Source organism: Salinicoccus sp. ID82-1 (assembly GCF_021991715.1).
In the GTDB taxonomy this organism is placed as follows: Bacteria; Bacillota; Bacilli; order Staphylococcales; family Salinicoccaceae; genus Salinicoccus; species Salinicoccus cyprini.
The window spans coordinates 554,882-569,345 of the sequence record NZ_JAGFLY010000001.1 but is presented as its reverse complement, the minus strand read 5'-3'; the positions used below and the strand labels follow the sequence as shown (position 1 = coordinate 569,345).

At 46.9% G+C, this 14,464-nt stretch carries 15 protein-coding genes; 3 read left to right on the top strand and 12 right to left on the bottom strand.

Features of this window, described 5'->3' with window-relative positions; translation table 11 throughout:
• Positions 1-148: 148 nt before the first annotated feature.
• Both J4760_RS02915 and J4760_RS02910 read right to left on the bottom strand, forming a co-directional pair.
• Complete coding sequence (locus tag J4760_RS02915; RefSeq protein ID WP_237604735.1) at positions 149-2,338, bottom strand: peptidoglycan D,D-transpeptidase FtsI family protein; 2,190 nt, start codon at positions 2,336-2,338, stop codon at positions 149-151.
• 114 nt (positions 2,339-2,452) lie between these two features.
• Positions 2,453-3,055, bottom strand: a complete 603-nt coding sequence (locus J4760_RS02910) for a superoxide dismutase (protein WP_145286096.1) — start codon at positions 3,053-3,055, stop codon at positions 2,453-2,455.
• A gap of 158 nt (positions 3,056-3,213) precedes the next feature.
• Here J4760_RS02910 and J4760_RS02905 point away from each other — a divergent pair, with 158 nt between their 5' ends.
• The gene (locus J4760_RS02905) at positions 3,214-3,945 is read left to right on the top strand and encodes a DUF1189 family protein (RefSeq protein ID WP_237604734.1); all 732 of its coding nucleotides are present in this window, start codon (positions 3,214-3,216) and stop codon (positions 3,943-3,945) included.
• A gap of 93 nt (positions 3,946-4,038) precedes the next feature.
• The gene (gene ispG / locus J4760_RS02900; RefSeq protein WP_237604733.1) at positions 4,039-5,157 is read left to right on the top strand and encodes a flavodoxin-dependent (E)-4-hydroxy-3-methylbut-2-enyl-diphosphate synthase; all 1,119 of its coding nucleotides are present in this window, start codon (positions 4,039-4,041) and stop codon (positions 5,155-5,157) included.
• Between the two features lie 46 nt (positions 5,158-5,203).
• Here the strand turns inward: ispG and J4760_RS02895 are convergent, their stop codons facing one another.
• From J4760_RS02895 to J4760_RS02860, 8 genes are all read right to left on the bottom strand, one after another.
• Positions 5,204-5,857, bottom strand: coding sequence for a hypothetical protein (locus tag J4760_RS02895; protein WP_237604732.1), 654 nt, complete (start codon positions 5,855-5,857; stop codon positions 5,204-5,206).
• Positions 5,850-6,722 carry an ABC transporter ATP-binding protein gene (locus J4760_RS02890; RefSeq protein WP_237604731.1) on the bottom strand — a complete coding sequence of 291 codons (873 nt, stop codon included), beginning with the start codon at positions 6,720-6,722 and terminating at the stop codon, positions 5,850-5,852. The genes J4760_RS02895 and J4760_RS02890 overlap by 8 nt, the downstream gene beginning before the upstream one ends.
• On the bottom strand, positions 6,719-7,096 hold the full coding sequence (locus J4760_RS02885) for a GntR family transcriptional regulator (protein WP_237604730.1): 378 nt from the start codon (positions 7,094-7,096) through the stop codon (positions 6,719-6,721). Before J4760_RS02885 ends, J4760_RS02890 begins: the two co-directional genes overlap by 4 nt.
• 80 nt (positions 7,097-7,176) lie before the next feature.
• On the bottom strand, positions 7,177-7,602 hold the full coding sequence (locus J4760_RS02880; protein ID WP_145286077.1) for a Fur family transcriptional regulator: 426 nt from the start codon (positions 7,600-7,602) through the stop codon (positions 7,177-7,179).
• Entirely contained in the window at positions 7,577-8,428 is an 852-nt protein-coding gene (locus tag J4760_RS02875) for a metal ABC transporter permease (protein WP_237604729.1), read from the bottom strand. The genes J4760_RS02880 and J4760_RS02875 overlap by 26 nt, the downstream gene beginning before the upstream one ends.
• Positions 8,409-9,206, bottom strand: a complete 798-nt coding sequence (locus J4760_RS02870) for a metal ABC transporter ATP-binding protein (protein WP_145286073.1) — start codon at positions 9,204-9,206, stop codon at positions 8,409-8,411. The genes J4760_RS02875 and J4760_RS02870 overlap by 20 nt, the downstream gene beginning before the upstream one ends.
• A 117-nt stretch (positions 9,207-9,323) precedes the next feature.
• Positions 9,324-10,235, bottom strand: a complete 912-nt coding sequence (locus J4760_RS02865) for a deoxyribonuclease IV (protein WP_237604728.1) — start codon at positions 10,233-10,235, stop codon at positions 9,324-9,326.
• A gap of 21 nt (positions 10,236-10,256) precedes the next feature.
• Positions 10,257-11,570: a DEAD/DEAH box helicase gene (locus J4760_RS02860; protein ID WP_237604727.1), complete on the bottom strand. Its 1,314-nt coding sequence runs from the start codon at positions 11,568-11,570 to the stop codon at positions 10,257-10,259.
• A 141-nt stretch (positions 11,571-11,711) separates the two neighbouring features.
• On the opposite strand from J4760_RS02860, the gene J4760_RS02855 reads away from it, so the two are divergent.
• Complete coding sequence (locus tag J4760_RS02855) at positions 11,712-12,674, top strand: 4-hydroxy-3-methylbut-2-enyl diphosphate reductase (protein WP_145286065.1); 963 nt, start codon at positions 11,712-11,714, stop codon at positions 12,672-12,674.
• 42 nt (positions 12,675-12,716) lie between these two features.
• On the opposite strand, the gene J4760_RS02850 is transcribed toward J4760_RS02855, so the two are convergent.
• The gene (locus tag J4760_RS02850; RefSeq protein ID WP_237604726.1) at positions 12,717-13,790 is read right to left on the bottom strand and encodes a Nif3-like dinuclear metal center hexameric protein; all 1,074 of its coding nucleotides are present in this window, start codon (positions 13,788-13,790) and stop codon (positions 12,717-12,719) included.
• A complete protein-coding gene (locus J4760_RS02845) occupies positions 13,787-14,461 on the bottom strand; it encodes a tRNA (adenine(22)-N(1))-methyltransferase (RefSeq protein WP_237604725.1) in 675 nt (224 codons plus the stop codon). Before J4760_RS02845 ends, J4760_RS02850 begins: the two co-directional genes overlap by 4 nt.
• Positions 14,462-14,464: the final 3 nt, after the last annotated feature.

Genomic DNA, 14,464 nt, shown 5'->3' with positions numbered 1-14,464 from the left:
AGTGTTGTATTTGTTACATGCTCCACTTTATCGAATGAATGTAAATTTGGAATGAATGGTTTGTAAAGATTAAGTAAATGTGGTTTAAAAACAAACTAATCGAAAAAAATCCCGGAGTTGAAGATATACTTCAACTCCGGGTCTGTATTCAATAGCTGCCGTATGACAGTCTTGCATAGAAAGCATCCGTATCGTACTGGTATGGTTCGACAGGCGCCTGCTCACGATAGATTTCATAGTATTTGTTTACAACATCCCTGCCGAGATACTGTGCGGGGAAGAATGGAACGGTATAAGGCATATGCGGGAAGATGATTGAAAATGCCATTTCCGGATTGTCGTATGGAGCATAGCCGGTATAGGTCTGGTTCAGTACATTGTCCCCATTATATACTGCTTCTGCAGTACCTGTTTTACCGGCCGCTTTCGGCTCAAGTTCATGGTAGGCATCCCAGCCCGTACCGTATCGGTCTGTAGAAGTGTCGTGGGTATTGAAGACGTCGTAGAATCCTGCATGGATCTGGGACAGTTCGGCGGGTGAGAATCTGACTGTATTGAGCACCTGTCCATTGAAGGACTGGAGCACAGCACCCGCTTCATTCGCATCCCCTTCACGTACTTCCTTGGCCATATGAAGCCCCACCCTATTACCGCCATTTGCAATTGTAGATACATATTGCGACAGCTGCAGTGCTGAATACGTATCATACTGTCCGATCGACAAGTTCAGATAGCTTCCCGGACTGTTGGAGAGGTCAGGACTGAGACCCACTGCTTCATTCGGCAGATCGATCCCCGTCGACACACCGAGGCCGAACTGGTTGAGACCGTTCCTGAGTGTGTTCGCTGCATCTCCTATGCCGGTCGGTAATGACATGCCACTCTGGTATTCCAGACCTGCAAGCCGTAGAGCAATTTTCATCATATAGACGTTTGATGATACCATCAGTGCTTCCTGATCATCAATCGCCACCTGCCCGGTTCTATTGAAGAAGGAACTGATCGTCTGGGTTCCGCCTGCGAAGTCCAGTGGTTCATCAATCAGCGTCTCTCCTGGTTCGATGACCTCATTCTGATAGCCTGTGGCGACCGTGGCTCCTTTCACTGAAGATCCCACGGCATAGGTCGATGTCAGCGCACCGTAGTGATAATCGATGATATTGCCTTCATCATCCAGCTGCTTCCCGACCATGGCAAGTATATCCCCGTTATTTGGATCCTGTACGACAAGTACAACCGTATCCAGATATTCAGGGATGATGGTATAGTCGATTTCCCCGGTTCTGCTGTTTCTCTCCTGTATCTCCTCTGCCATATCCCGCAAAGAAGTGAGATGGTGCTCGGCCAGTGCCTCCAGTTCGAGCTGAAGATCGATATCGATAGTCAAATAAAGATTGTCACCCGGCTCTCCTCGAATCGCAACCTCACGATTGATGATTTCTCCTGATTTGTCTGTTGTGAATTTGACCTGCTCCTTTTTGCCGCGCAGTATATTTTCGTACTGGTATTCGAGATAGGTCTTGCCTACCCTGTCATTACGGGAGTAGCCACGTGCCATATAATAGTCCAGCAGTTCTCTCGGCAGCCCCTCCTCGGAGGATGATACTTCCCCGAGAACGGTACGGAGGGTATCACCATAAGGGTAGTCCCGTTCCCAGTCCATGCCAGTCGATATCCCTTCCAGCGAATCAAGCGACTCATTGATTTCTGCGAACTCCTCTTCCGTCACCCCATCACTTTTTACAACGACTGGATTCAGTTCACGTGCATTGACCATTTCGACATAGATGGCGATTGTGTTCAGATCTTCTTCAGTAAGGATGCCTGAAATCTGTTCTTCAGTAATACGCTGGTAGAGCTCCTGGTTGAACTGTTCCTGTGAGATGTTGCCATTATCAAGCAGTGTCTGCTCATTTGACATCAGTGCCTCGACTTCGTCAGGGTACATGCTGATCAGGTAGTCCTGCTTGTCCCTTAAAGACAGGTTTTCTGTCTCCATATCAAGATATGTACTGAGTTCAGCTGCGACATCCATAATTTCACCGGATGCCATATTTCTATGACGTGTAAAATAGATCGCCTTCTTTGAGGCATTTCCGACCAGCAGGTTGCCATTTCTATCATATATTTCGCCTCTGGGTACACTCTGGTTGATTTCCACGTACTGCTCATTGGCAATTTCCTCCTGATACTCATCACCTTTTACAATCTGGAGGTAGCCGAGGCGGAATATGAGAAGTAGACAGAGCAGAAATACAATCAGCATGATGATGTTGATCCTTGATTTCATGACTTGCCTATTTATCGCCTCAAGGCTTTTTGTTTTTGCACGTTTCAATTCCACTCATTCCTTCTTCCACTTAAAATATGTATCGCTATTCTACCACATAATCATGAGGGAAATTGAAAACAAACAAAAAAAGAGCGGGAATCCCCGCTCTGATAATAAAAATTATTTTGCATTGCTGTAGAGTTCGTTTACCTTGTCCCAGTTGACGACATTCCAGAATGCCTTCAGATATTCAGGACGCTTGTTCTGATATTTCAGGTAGTATGCGTGCTCCCATACGTCTACGCCAAGAATTGGTGTCTTGCCATCTGAAACAGGATTGTCCTGGTTAGGTGTGGAGACAATTTCAAGCTCTCCGTTGTTTACAACGAGCCAAGCCCAGCCTGAACCGAAACGTGCTGCGCCTGCAGCCTCAAATTCTTCTTTGAACTTGTCGAAAGAACCGAATTTGGATTCGATTGCATCTTTGATTTCACCGGAAACTTCTTTGGATTCCGGAGTAAGCAGCTGCCAGAACATGGAGTGGTTCAGGTGACCACCACCATTGTTTCTCACTGCAGTCTTCTTGTCTTCAGGAACAGAGTCAAGGTTGCTGATGATTTCTTCAATGGACTTGTTTTCAAGGTCCGTACCTTTTACTGCATCATTCAGTTTTGTTACATAAGTGTTGTGGTGCTTTGTGTGGTGAATTTCCATAGTTTCTTTGTCAATGTTAGGTTCCAATGCATCGTATGCATAAGGTAGTTCTGGTAGTTCAAAAGCCATAGTTAATTCCCCTCCATAGTTAATTGTTTACATACCAAATATATCAATTCGATGTTAAAATAACAAATGTATTGCCTGTTTCCATCGTACTTTTCAGACCATGGTATGAATTTGAAAGCCACAGGAAACATCCAAGTATCAGAAAGAAGCGTGACGTAATGAAATTTTTTACTTTCTATAAAAGATTTTTGACTCTCAACAAGTACCCCCTTTTCCGAACTGCCAATTTCAAGCATATGCTCATTAATATACTGCTCATCTCGTTGATGATCGCCCTGCCGAATATCATTTCATTATTCCAGAGTGTCAGCGCCACAACGAGTCTCACCAGCATCGAGTCCGAGATACCCGAGTTTTCCATTGTGGATGGCGAATATGTCGGGGAATCAAAGACCATCCAGATCCACGGCAGCAGTATCCTATTCAGCGGAAGTAGATCTACCGGGGATATGACCGGTGCGGACCGGGAGGTTCTCATCGGATTTCTGAAAGACGGCATATACATACGGGATGTACAGGGAGGTGGCTTCGACTATTCATATATCAGCCAGGTCGAAAACAATGAGGATCTTGAAACATTCATCGAGCAGCAGACTTCAAGCCTCTATTTCTATGTCGCTGTCTATGTCGTCTTCTATACAGCAGTCATCATGTTCTTTGCCGTCATACTTCTGTCCATCGGAGTTTATGCCATGCATCTCATCTCCTCCGTACTCAGGAAAAAGTCACGGTTCATGAACTGGTTCAAATTTTCCACCTTTGCCACTGTCCTGGCACTGATACCGATAATCGGCATTCAGCTGGCTATAGGATTGACTCCATGGTGGATCTACCTGGCCACACTACCCTTCTACTTCCATTATTATAGGAAGCTTCCTGTAATGAAATAGAAACCCGGGGAAGGCGCAACGTTTACATTTTTATTTCATATCTAGTATAATAGCTATTGATTTAGAGAATCATATAATATGAGGAGTTTGGTTATGTCTCAAATTACACACCGTACTAATACAAGACCGGTCAAAGTCGGCGATGTCACCATTGGCGGTGCCGATCAAATCATCATCCAGAGCATGACGACGACGAAAACTCACGATGTCGAAGCAACAGTAGCAGAAATTCATCGTCTAGAAGAAGCAGGATGTCAGATTGTACGTGTCGCATGTCCTAAAGAAGAAGATGCACTGGCTATCCCGGAAATAAAAAAACAGATTAACATTCCACTTGTTGTAGATATTCACTTTGATTATAAACTCGCACTGCTTGCTGTTGAAGGCGGTGCGGACAAGATCCGTATCAACCCGGGTAACATCGGTAAGCGTGAGAAAGTCGAAGCAGTCGTTGAAGCCTGCAAGGCCAAAGGCATTCCGATCCGTATCGGCGTCAATGCCGGAAGTCTTGAACGCCACATCATCAAGAAATATGGCTATCCGACAGCCGACGGCATGGTCGAGAGTGCTCTGCACCACATCAAGATACTCGAAGACCTCGACTTCCATGACATCATCGTGTCTATGAAGGCATCGGACGTCAACCTGGCAATCGAAGCGTACGAGAAAGCGGCGAAAGCATTCGACTATCCGCTCCACCTCGGTATTACGGAAAGTGGTACACTGTTTGCCGGTACCGTAAAAAGTGCTGCCGGACTCGGTGCCATCATCTCCAAAGGCATCGGCAACACGATGCGCATCTCACTTTCTGCCGATCCGGTCGAAGAGATCAAAGTAGCGAAGGAACTGCTGAAAAGCTATGGCCTCGCAAGCAACGCAGCGACACTCATCGCCTGTCCGACTTGCGGCCGTATCGAAATCGACCTGATTTCCATTGCGAACGAGGTCGAGGAGTACATCTCCACCATCAAGGCACCGCTCAAAGTGGCGGTACTCGGCTGTGCGGTCAACGGACCAGGTGAAGCACGCGAAGCAGACATCGGCATCGCCGGTGCGCGTGGCGAGGGACTCCTCTTCATGCATGGCAAAACGGTAAGAAAAGTGCCGGAAGAAATCATGGTTGATGAATTGAAGAAGGAAATCGATATCCTTGCAGAAGAACACTACGAAAAAGAACGCAAGGCAAAAGAAGAAGCAGAAGCTGCGAAATAGATAGAGAAATGAGAAGTCCTCCAAACTTTGGTTTGGAGGACTTCTTTTATATCATGTCGTATTTGGTAATGTTACGCCTGTTGATGAAGTATGTCGCAACAAACATGATGATGCCGATAGCGAGCGTATAGAATGAAGTGTGATAGAGAACCATTTCGTAACTTGGCAAGTCGAGATTCATTTCATTAATATTTCTTACCAGCAGAAAGTGAAACATATAGGTAAGGATCATAGGTACAGCGTATAGAAAGTAGCCTGTAAAGACATGCCGCATCCAGTACTTCGCAAAGCCGAGGTAGTACAGACTCATCACAATCAGGCTGACACCTATAATCATGATAAATCCATAGATATAGTACATCTCTTTAATTGTGGCGAGGTAGCTCCCTATGATCAGGGATGTCAGGAGCAGCATCATGATGTAATAGACATACTCCCCTTTCAGCATTTCCTTCTTGCTATTCGGCAGTGTATAGAAAAAATGATGATTGTTGTTTTTTCTCATGAAATCATGGATGCTCAAATACGACGAGGTTGTAAAGATGATTGAAAGAAGGTTCAATATGCTTGTAAACTGCAGAATGATCGGCTGGACATCCGATGGCAGCAGAGCTGTAATGACATTTATGATGATAGTCGCAATACCGACATACCAGATCCATCTGGAATGGAAAAGATTCAGCACAAGCTGCTTATACATGATCAAAACCCCTTTTCTCCTTTTTGATGTAGTACATGATTTCATCTATTGTAATAGGCTCCACTACAACTTTATTTCCATACAATTCCCGGAACGCTTCGTATTCTTTCGACATTCCTTCAAAGCCAAGTGAATTCCTTGTCGTACCGATGAGCAGCGATTCGGTCTCATCGTCAAGCATGTCCATGCTGCCCTTCACTTTCCTGTAAGTCTCAAACAGCGCTTCCTTCTCCATTTCGAACAGTATCTTTCCGTCATCGATCATGATGATGTAATCGGCAATCCTATCGAGGTCGGATGTGATATGCGTACTGAAAAGAATTGTCATCTCCTCATCAATCATCAGTTCCTGCAGTATTTCAAGCAGTTCCATGCGGAATGTCGGATCGAGATTGGACGTCGGCTCATCTAGAATCAGGAGCTCTGCATTATGGCTCAGTGCAATGGCAATGGAAAGTTTGACTTTCTCGCCAGTGGACAGATATTTTATTTTCCTGTCTGTTTTGACATTAAATGTCTGCAAGTACGTTTGGAATGTTTCATTGTTCCATTCGTCATAGAAAGTGTGGAGCAGTCTGCTCAATCTGCCTGGTGTCACATTCTGTGGCAGCCGGTCTTCGGCAAATACCAGGCCAATCTGATTCAGCAGCTCTGTTCTTTCTTCTTCCTGATCCTGATCAAGCACATTGATATCTCCACTATCCTGCTTTTTCAATGACAATATATGATTGATTACTGTGGACTTGCCCGCACCGTTCTCACCGATCAGTCCTGTAATGTAGCCCTTCCTAATATTCATATCAACGTCTTCCAGCTTGAAACCGCCCATACTTTTATTCAGTCCTGTGACAGTGATTGCATTCATTTGTCCTCATCCTCCATGACTTTGATCATTTCTGCAAGTTCTTCTACGGAAAGGTCGATCTGTCTGGCTGTCTTCAGCAGGTCTTGGATCTTCTTCTCAATTTCTACAAGTACCTGCTCTCTTCTGTTTTCAGCATTCTGTTCACTGACGAATGTGCCCTTGCCGACGACAGAATATACGTAGCCGGATGCTTCGAGATCCTGATAGGCCCGTTTGGTGGTAATGATGCTGATACTCAGTTCCTTGGCGAGTGAGCGCATCGACAGCAGGGGGTCCCCTGGTCTCAGCTCACCATTCATGATCAGCCGGATGATCTCCTCTTTCAGCTGTTCATAGATGGGGATATCGCTTTGATTTGATATTCGGATGTTCATCGCATCACCTCCGTTTATATTGTATATACTTAATATATACAATATGTACAGTGGTGTCAACATAAAAAAGACCAGAACTTTTAAGTCCTGGTCTTCTTGCATTCGCCGCATAGGCCATACAGTTCCACTTTATGGTTTCTGATTTCAACATCATCCAGCTCATTCTCCCATTGCTGCACCGGACAGTAGTGGATGACTCGTGTCACGCCGCATTCGTCACAGATGAAATGATGATGGTGGTGTGTTGTGCATGATATTTTATAGTGCATCTCGCCTGATAGTGTTGTCTGCTCCAGCACATTGATATCTTTCAGGGTGTACAGGTTGCGGTAGATTGTATCATAGCTGATGTCCGGATACTCGTCCTTCAGCAGCTCCTGGACATCTTTGGCACTCAGATATCTGTTTTCGTCGAGGAACAGCTCGATCATGCGCATTCTTTTCTGCGTGATCTTGAGACTGTTCTCCTTCAGTTTATCTTTATACTGGTTCAGTTGGTTGGCCACGTCGCTTCACTCCTATCCGGTCAAGAATAATGGTTACGGCAAGCAGTGCGAGGGAAACAAGTACGATTGTGCCACCTGGAGAGACATCCAGGTGGAAACTCATGAACAGGCCGGCAATCACAGCCAGTTCACCGAATACGACACTCATGACCATCAGCTGCTTGAAACTTGAAGTCACACGCATTGCTGCTGCCACAGGCAATGTCATCAGGGCACTGACAAGCAGTATGCCGACAATCCGCATTGACGCACTGATGACGAGTGCGACAACGATGATGAACAGGAAGTGGATCCACTTGCTGATGTTCATGACATCTGCATACTCTTCGTCAAATGAAACAAGGAACATTTCCTTATACAGCAGATAGATGAAGATGAGGACAACGATGCCGATCACTGCAATCAGGATGAGATCGAAGAACTGTACTGCACTGATGCTGCCGAAGAGGTATCCGAACAGATCCTGGTTGAAGCCGTCAGCCAGGGATAGGAACAGCACACTGAGTGCCACGCCGAAGCTCATGATGATTGGTATGGCAAGTTCCTGGTAGTGCTTATATACACTTCGCAGACGTTCAATGCCGAGTGCACCGAATACCGAAAATACAATGCCTGTAATCAGCGGATTGATCGTCATGCCGACGAGTGACGAAAGATAGACGCCAAACGTAATGCCGCCGAGTGTCACGTGGCTCAGGGCATCAGCAATCAATGATAGCCTTCTGATGACGATGAACGTGCCGATCAATGGTGCAATAAGTCCTGCAATCAGACCACTGATGAAAGAGTAGCGGATGAAATCATAGTCAATAAGCGCCTGTATCACTGGTAGTACTCCTTTCATGGTCATGACTGACAAGTTGCAGCGGGAAACCGTAGATTTTGGACAGTTCCGCCTCACCAAGGTTTTTGAACTCATTATTGGTACCATGGAAATGAAGGTGCTCATTCAGACATGCCACTTCATCCGCATGGTCGACGACAACTCCGATATCATGGGTGACGAGCAGAATCGTCACCGACTGGGATTTAAGCTTGAATAGTACATCATAGAATTCCTTTACGTGCTTGGCATCTATGCCGACAGTCGGCTCATCCAGTACAAGAATCGACGGGTTATTGATCAGGGCTCTTGCAATGAAGACACGCTGCGTCTGTCCACCGGACAAGAGGGATATGTTCTTGTTCTCGAGATGGCTGATATTCAACAGCTCGAGGACTTCCTTCAGCTTCTGGCGGTCGTTTCTGTTGAAACGCTTGAACAGCCCTTTTTCTTTTGTCAGACCGCTGAGCACGACTTCCCCCACTGTCGCAGGAAATCCTTTGCTGAAACTGTTGGACTTCTGTGATACGTAGCCGACCTCCTGCCAGGACTGATAGGCGCGTATGCTCTTGCCATTGATGTTGATTTCGCCCGTCTGCAGCCGAAGTACACCGAGTATCAGCTTCAGCAGTGTCGTCTTGCCTGAACCGTTCGGTCCGACAAGTGCAACAAAGTCGCCTTCATGGACTTTCAGGTTGATATTTCTAAGAGCAGGTGTGGTTTCGAGTTTATCTTTATAAGTGTAGGAGATATTTTTCAGTTCAAATATCGGATGTTCCATCACGTTGTCTCCTTTATTTTTAATCATTACAGTATTATAAAGGAATCGTTACGTTTTGTAAATAGGAATGATTACGAAATAAAACCAGGATACCCACCCGAGTATCCTGGTCCTCCATTAATGCTGTTCCTGCTCGATTATCATCGGATTGATCTCTTCTTTAAGGGAAGGGTTGAACTGGCCGCTTCTGATCATTTCAATCTCATGCTTGTATGGTGCAATTCTGCTTTTCTTGTCCGGTCCGACAAACGGTGTTTCAAGAATCTTGGGTACAGCTTCGAATTCGGGATGGTTGATGATATAGGAGAGTGCATCAAAACCGATATGGCCGAAACCGATATTTTCGTGACGGTCCTTATGTGCGCCGACTTCATTTTTCGAGTCGTTGATGTGCAGTACTTTGATCCGGTCTTTGCCGACGATGCGGTCGAATGATTCGAGTACGCCATCAAAATCATTGACGATATCATATCCCGCGTCGTGGACGTGGCACGTATCGAAACATACACTCAGGCGCTCGTTGTTTGTCACCCCATTGATGATTTCGGCAAGCTCTTCGAAAGTGCGCCCGACTTCCGAACCTTTGCCTGCCATCGTCTCAAGGGCAATCTGGACATCATGGTCGTTCGTCAGCACTTCATTCAGTCCTTCGATGATGGACTGGATGCCACGCTCGGCGCCTGTGCCGACATGGCTGCCCGGGTGCAGCACAATCTGCTTGGCACCGAGATGTTCGGTACGTACAATCTCTTCCTGCAGAAATTCGACGCCGTGGTCGAATACACCTTCACGTTCAGAGTTCGCAATGTTGATGATGTATGGTGCATGGACGACAATATTAGAAATGCCATTGTCGGCCATATGCCGCTTCCCGGCTTCGATGTTCAGATCTTCCACTTTTTTTCTTCTTGTATTCTGGGGCGCACCCGTGTAGATCATGAATGTGTTCGCCCCGTAGCTCTTTGCGGATATGCTTGCCGCCTCGAGCATTTTCTTTCCACTCATGGAAACATGTGATCCTATCAGCATCTCATTCACCTTTCTATGTTGCTATCTTTTTTTCTTTCTGCTCTTCGCATGTTTCATCCGTTCCTGCTTTTTCAGTGTATCAAGTTCGTATTTCATCTTCCGTCGGTAGCCCGGCTTGACCTTCTTCGGTTTTTTCACTCTGTGTGAAAGCTGGCTCTCGAGATTGCCTTCCTGGCGCTTCCTTCTGGCACGCTGGGTTCTGGATTTTATTTCAACAAGTTCGCCTTTGCGGATATCTTCATGAACAAACTTGTAGCCTTTGCTCTCCAGTGCATTGACCAGATACTCCTCATCCGGGGTATAGAGCGTAATTGCATTGCCGGTGTACTCGCCTCTGCCGACACGACCGACGCGGTGTGTAAAGAATTCAATATCCTTGGGAATATCAAAATTGATGACATGCGATGCACCATCAATATCGAGGCCTCTCGCTGCGAGATCACTCGCGACAACCCAGACGTATTCAAGCTCACGGATTTTCTTGATCTCCTTCGTCCGTTCCCTCGGTTTCAGACCTCCATGGAAGAGGCCGACATTGACGCCATTGCTGTTGAGATATTCGAACAGTTCGTCTGCACGATCTTTCGAATTGGCGAATATCAGGCCGATGTACGGCATGATATTCCTTGTCAGAGCGAGTACTTTCCCAGCTTTGTCGTCCCCTTTTACAGGCACAAGGCTGTAATGGATCGACGCCTTGTTCTTCGGCTGGTCGATGATGATGATTTCGGTCTCACCAATGTACTTTCTGAGAAAGATCCTCAAAGCTTCCGGAATGGTGGCCGAGAAGACGAGGAACTGGCAGGATTCACTGACAGTCGACGCGATGCTGTCGATCTGTTCGAGGAAGCCGAGATCGATCATCAGGTCTGCTTCGTCTATGACCAGACTCTCGACCGCACGGAGATTCAATCCCCCTTTATCCCTCAGGTCCTTGATGCGCGTCGGTGTCCCGATTACGATGTGCGGGGACTTCGATGCCTTCTGTACATCCCGCTCGATGTCCGTCCCTCCGATGAAGGCGGCTGCACTGATTTCCGGGAAGGATTCCAGCAGTTCATTCGTCATCTGATAGAGCTGTTTGGCCAGTTCTCTTGTCGGTGCAAGTATGACTGCCTGTGTATGGGATTTCTCCGTATCGATTTCATGGACGATCGGCAGCAGGAATGAGTGGGACTTGCCACTCCCTGTCTCTGATTGTGCCACGACGTTTTCTTTTTTGAATACTTTTGGTATCACACGCTCCTGTACCAGGGTGGGGTGTGTAAAATTTATGCGTTCGATTGCATTCAGCATCTGATCGCTGAATTGGAACCTTTTAAAAGCACTACTCATGGTTTCACCTGATTTCTTTAATAAACTCAGCTTATATTATAACTGAAAAGAAGGTGTTAAGCCACACATCATTCATACTGCGTGATGATTTAAAAATTGTGGGATTTTGGTTATAATGGAATCAAGGGAGGAATAGACTTCATGGATATTATTAAAATTAGCCCGCGCGGGTACTGTTATGGTGTTGTGGATGCAATGGTGATTGCCAGGAATGCGTCCATGGACAAGACGCTGCCCCGACCAATATATATACTCGGCATGATCGTGCACAATAAGCATGTTACAGATGCATTCGAAGAGGATGGCATCCGCACACTGGACGGTGCCAACAGGCTTGAGATTCTGGAAGGCATCGATGAAGGCACTGTTATCTTTACTGCTCATGGCGTCTCTCCGCAGGTCAAGGCGAGAGCCAAGGAGAAAGGACTGACGTGCATCGATGCGACGTGTCCGGACGTTGAAGTGACCCACCAGCTCATCCGGGAGAAGACGGCCAATGGATATGACGTCATCTATGTCGGCAAGAAAGGTCACCCGGAACCAGAAGGCGCCATCGGCGTTGCTCCGGATAATGTCCACCTCGTTGAAACCATCGACGATGTAAAGTCACTGCCGGACGATCTGATCGATAAGAAGCTGATTGTAACCAACCAGACGACGATGAGCCAATGGGATGTCAGCCATCTGATGGATCAGCTGAAAATACAGTTTCCTCATATCGAAGTGCATAAGGAGATCTGTCTGGCGACACAAGTGCGCCAGGAAGCAGTGGCGGAACAGGCCAAGGAAGCAGATCTGCTGATTGTCGTCGGAGATCCGAAAAGCAACAACTCCAACAGGCTGGCGCAAGTGTCGAAGGAGATTGCACATACGAACGCCCATCGCATCAGTTCATTAAGTGAACTTAAGAATGAATGGCTCGAGGGAATCGGCAGTGTTGCCATTACAGCTGGTGCCTCCACGCCGACACCAATCGTCAAGGAAGTCATCGACTATATCAAGGACTATGATGAAAAGACACCGAATGAACCTGTATCGACGGTGCCGAAAGATAAAATACTGCCGAAAATCAAAAAAGCAAAACCTGTAAAGATCATGGAATAGAGAAATGCCCTGGAAGATTAACTTCCAGGGCATTTTGTTGTGCTATTCGAATGGGTTGGTCGAGATCGTGGTTGCGTGCACATTGATGTCCACTCGCTGCTCTATCAGCTGCTTCAATCCTTTTGCCATAAGAGCCTCGATATAGTGACCCGCATCAATCAGTGATCTTCCAGCCAGTTTGGCATCATATGCTTCATGATATTTGACATCTCCGGTAACCAGAACATCGATCCCTTCGGAAAATGCTTCATTGATATAGCTCATTCCGGATCCGCCGATGATGCCGACTTTTCGGATGCTTCCACTGCCGGCATCAACAACATTGACGACCGGATGACTTGTCTTGTGCCCGATCAGGGAAACCAGATCCTTCAGCGTACCACTATAGTCGAATTTGACACCCAGTCCCTTGTCACTCGGCTTTTTCAATGTCAGTACATCATAGGCGGGCTCTTCATACGGATGGGAAGCAACAAGCGCTTCAATCACCTGTTTCTCATGGGCTGCTTCGAAGATGGCTTCCACAATGTACTCATCAACGTGTTCCAGTTCGCCTTGCGTGCCGATGTGAGGATCGGCGGCATACCCTGGCCTGAACTGGCCCTTTACGGGATACTGGAAAAAGCATTCCGAGTAGTCGCCCTGATGGCCGACACCAGCGTGCACCAGGTCCTGCTTCAGCTGTTCGGCATTCTCCTTTGGTATATTGACACGGAGCTTCTTATAGAAGTACTCATGCTTGATCAGTACTTCCGTCTCAGCCACGCCGAGCACAGCAGCAATCATATGGCTGACACCTTCGGGCTGGTGGTCAAGATTGGTGTGCATGGCGATCAGAGAGATGTCGTTTCTGATCAGATGCCGGATGACGGCCCCGACGCCCGACTCGACAACCTGGTTGACGTTGGGAAAAATCAGCGGATGATGGGCGATGATGACGTTCGCACCGACTTCGATGGCTTCATCCACTGTTTCATGCGCACAGTCGAGCGTTGTCAATATGCCTGTCACTTCATCTTCACCGTTTCCGACAAGCAGCCCTGTGTTGTCCCATTTTTCGCTATCCTTAAATGGTGCAATTTCATCGAGTACGGCCATCAGCTCTTTTACCTTCACTGTTCAAGCACCTCTTTCAACGTATGGATTGTATCAGAAACTTCTTTTAGTCTTTGTGTATTGGAAGAATTGTTCCTGAGGTTCTGGTAGATGTTCTGCTGATGTTCAAGTTCCCGTTCAAGCTTGCGGGTAAACGCAGGTTCACGCTTCTCAAGCAGTATGGGTCCGAAAGTGAGCGCCGCTTCATCGTAGTCCGCATCTCCTGCCTCCGCCACGATGATCTCATAGAAGTGGTGGCCATCCTGAATGACCGTCTCCTCGATGATTTCATATCCAAGGGCAACAAGCACCTTTCTGATCGGATATGTATGGGTGTTTGCTTGAAGTACAAGTCTCGAGAATCCACCAAGATGATCAAAGCCACTCTGAAGAATATCTGCAATGAGCGGTCCGCCCATTCCACAGATGGTAACTGTGTCGACAGCGTCCTCAGGCTTTGCAACTTCAAGACCGGAGCCGAATCTGGCTTCGATTCTGTCCGTCATGTTCTCCCTCTCGATGTTCCTGACTGTAGATTCATATGGCCCCTTCACCACTTCCCCGCAGATTGCATACTGGACGATGCCTCTCGATACCGCTTCAATGGGAAGATAGGCGTGGTCTGAACCGATATCCAGCATTTTTCTGCCTGTTATAAACTCTGAAACTCTTTGTAATCTTTCATCCAGCATTGC

Excerpts from the sequence above, each read along its gene's own strand:
- J4760_RS02910 (WP_145286096.1), bottom strand. The coding sequence starts at position 3,055 with ATGGCTTTTGAACTACCAGAACTACCTTATGCATACGATGCATTGGAA.
- J4760_RS02905 (WP_237604734.1), top strand. The coding sequence starts at position 3,214 with ATGAAATTTTTTACTTTCTATAAAAGATTTTTGACTCTCAACAAGTAC.
- ispG (WP_237604733.1), top strand. The coding sequence starts at position 4,039 with ATGTCTCAAATTACACACCGTACTAATACAAGACCGGTCAAAGTCGGC.
- J4760_RS02895 (WP_237604732.1), bottom strand. The coding sequence starts at position 5,857 with ATGTATAAGCAGCTTGTGCTGAATCTTTTCCATTCCAGATGGATCTGG.
- J4760_RS02890 (WP_237604731.1), bottom strand. The coding sequence starts at position 6,722 with ATGAATGCAATCACTGTCACAGGACTGAATAAAAGTATGGGCGGTTTC.
- J4760_RS02885 (WP_237604730.1), bottom strand. The coding sequence starts at position 7,096 with ATGAACATCCGAATATCAAATCAAAGCGATATCCCCATCTATGAACAG.
- J4760_RS02870 (WP_145286073.1), bottom strand. The coding sequence starts at position 9,206 with ATGGAACATCCGATATTTGAACTGAAAAATATCTCCTACACTTATAAA.
- J4760_RS02865 (WP_237604728.1), bottom strand. The coding sequence starts at position 10,235 with ATGCTGATAGGATCACATGTTTCCATGAGTGGAAAGAAAATGCTCGAG.
- J4760_RS02860 (WP_237604727.1), bottom strand. The coding sequence starts at position 11,570 with ATGAGTAGTGCTTTTAAAAGGTTCCAATTCAGCGATCAGATGCTGAAT.
- J4760_RS02855 (WP_145286065.1), top strand. The coding sequence starts at position 11,712 with ATGGATATTATTAAAATTAGCCCGCGCGGGTACTGTTATGGTGTTGTG.
- J4760_RS02845 (WP_237604725.1), bottom strand. The coding sequence starts at position 14,461 with ATGCTGGATGAAAGATTACAAAGAGTTTCAGAGTTTATAACAGGCAGA.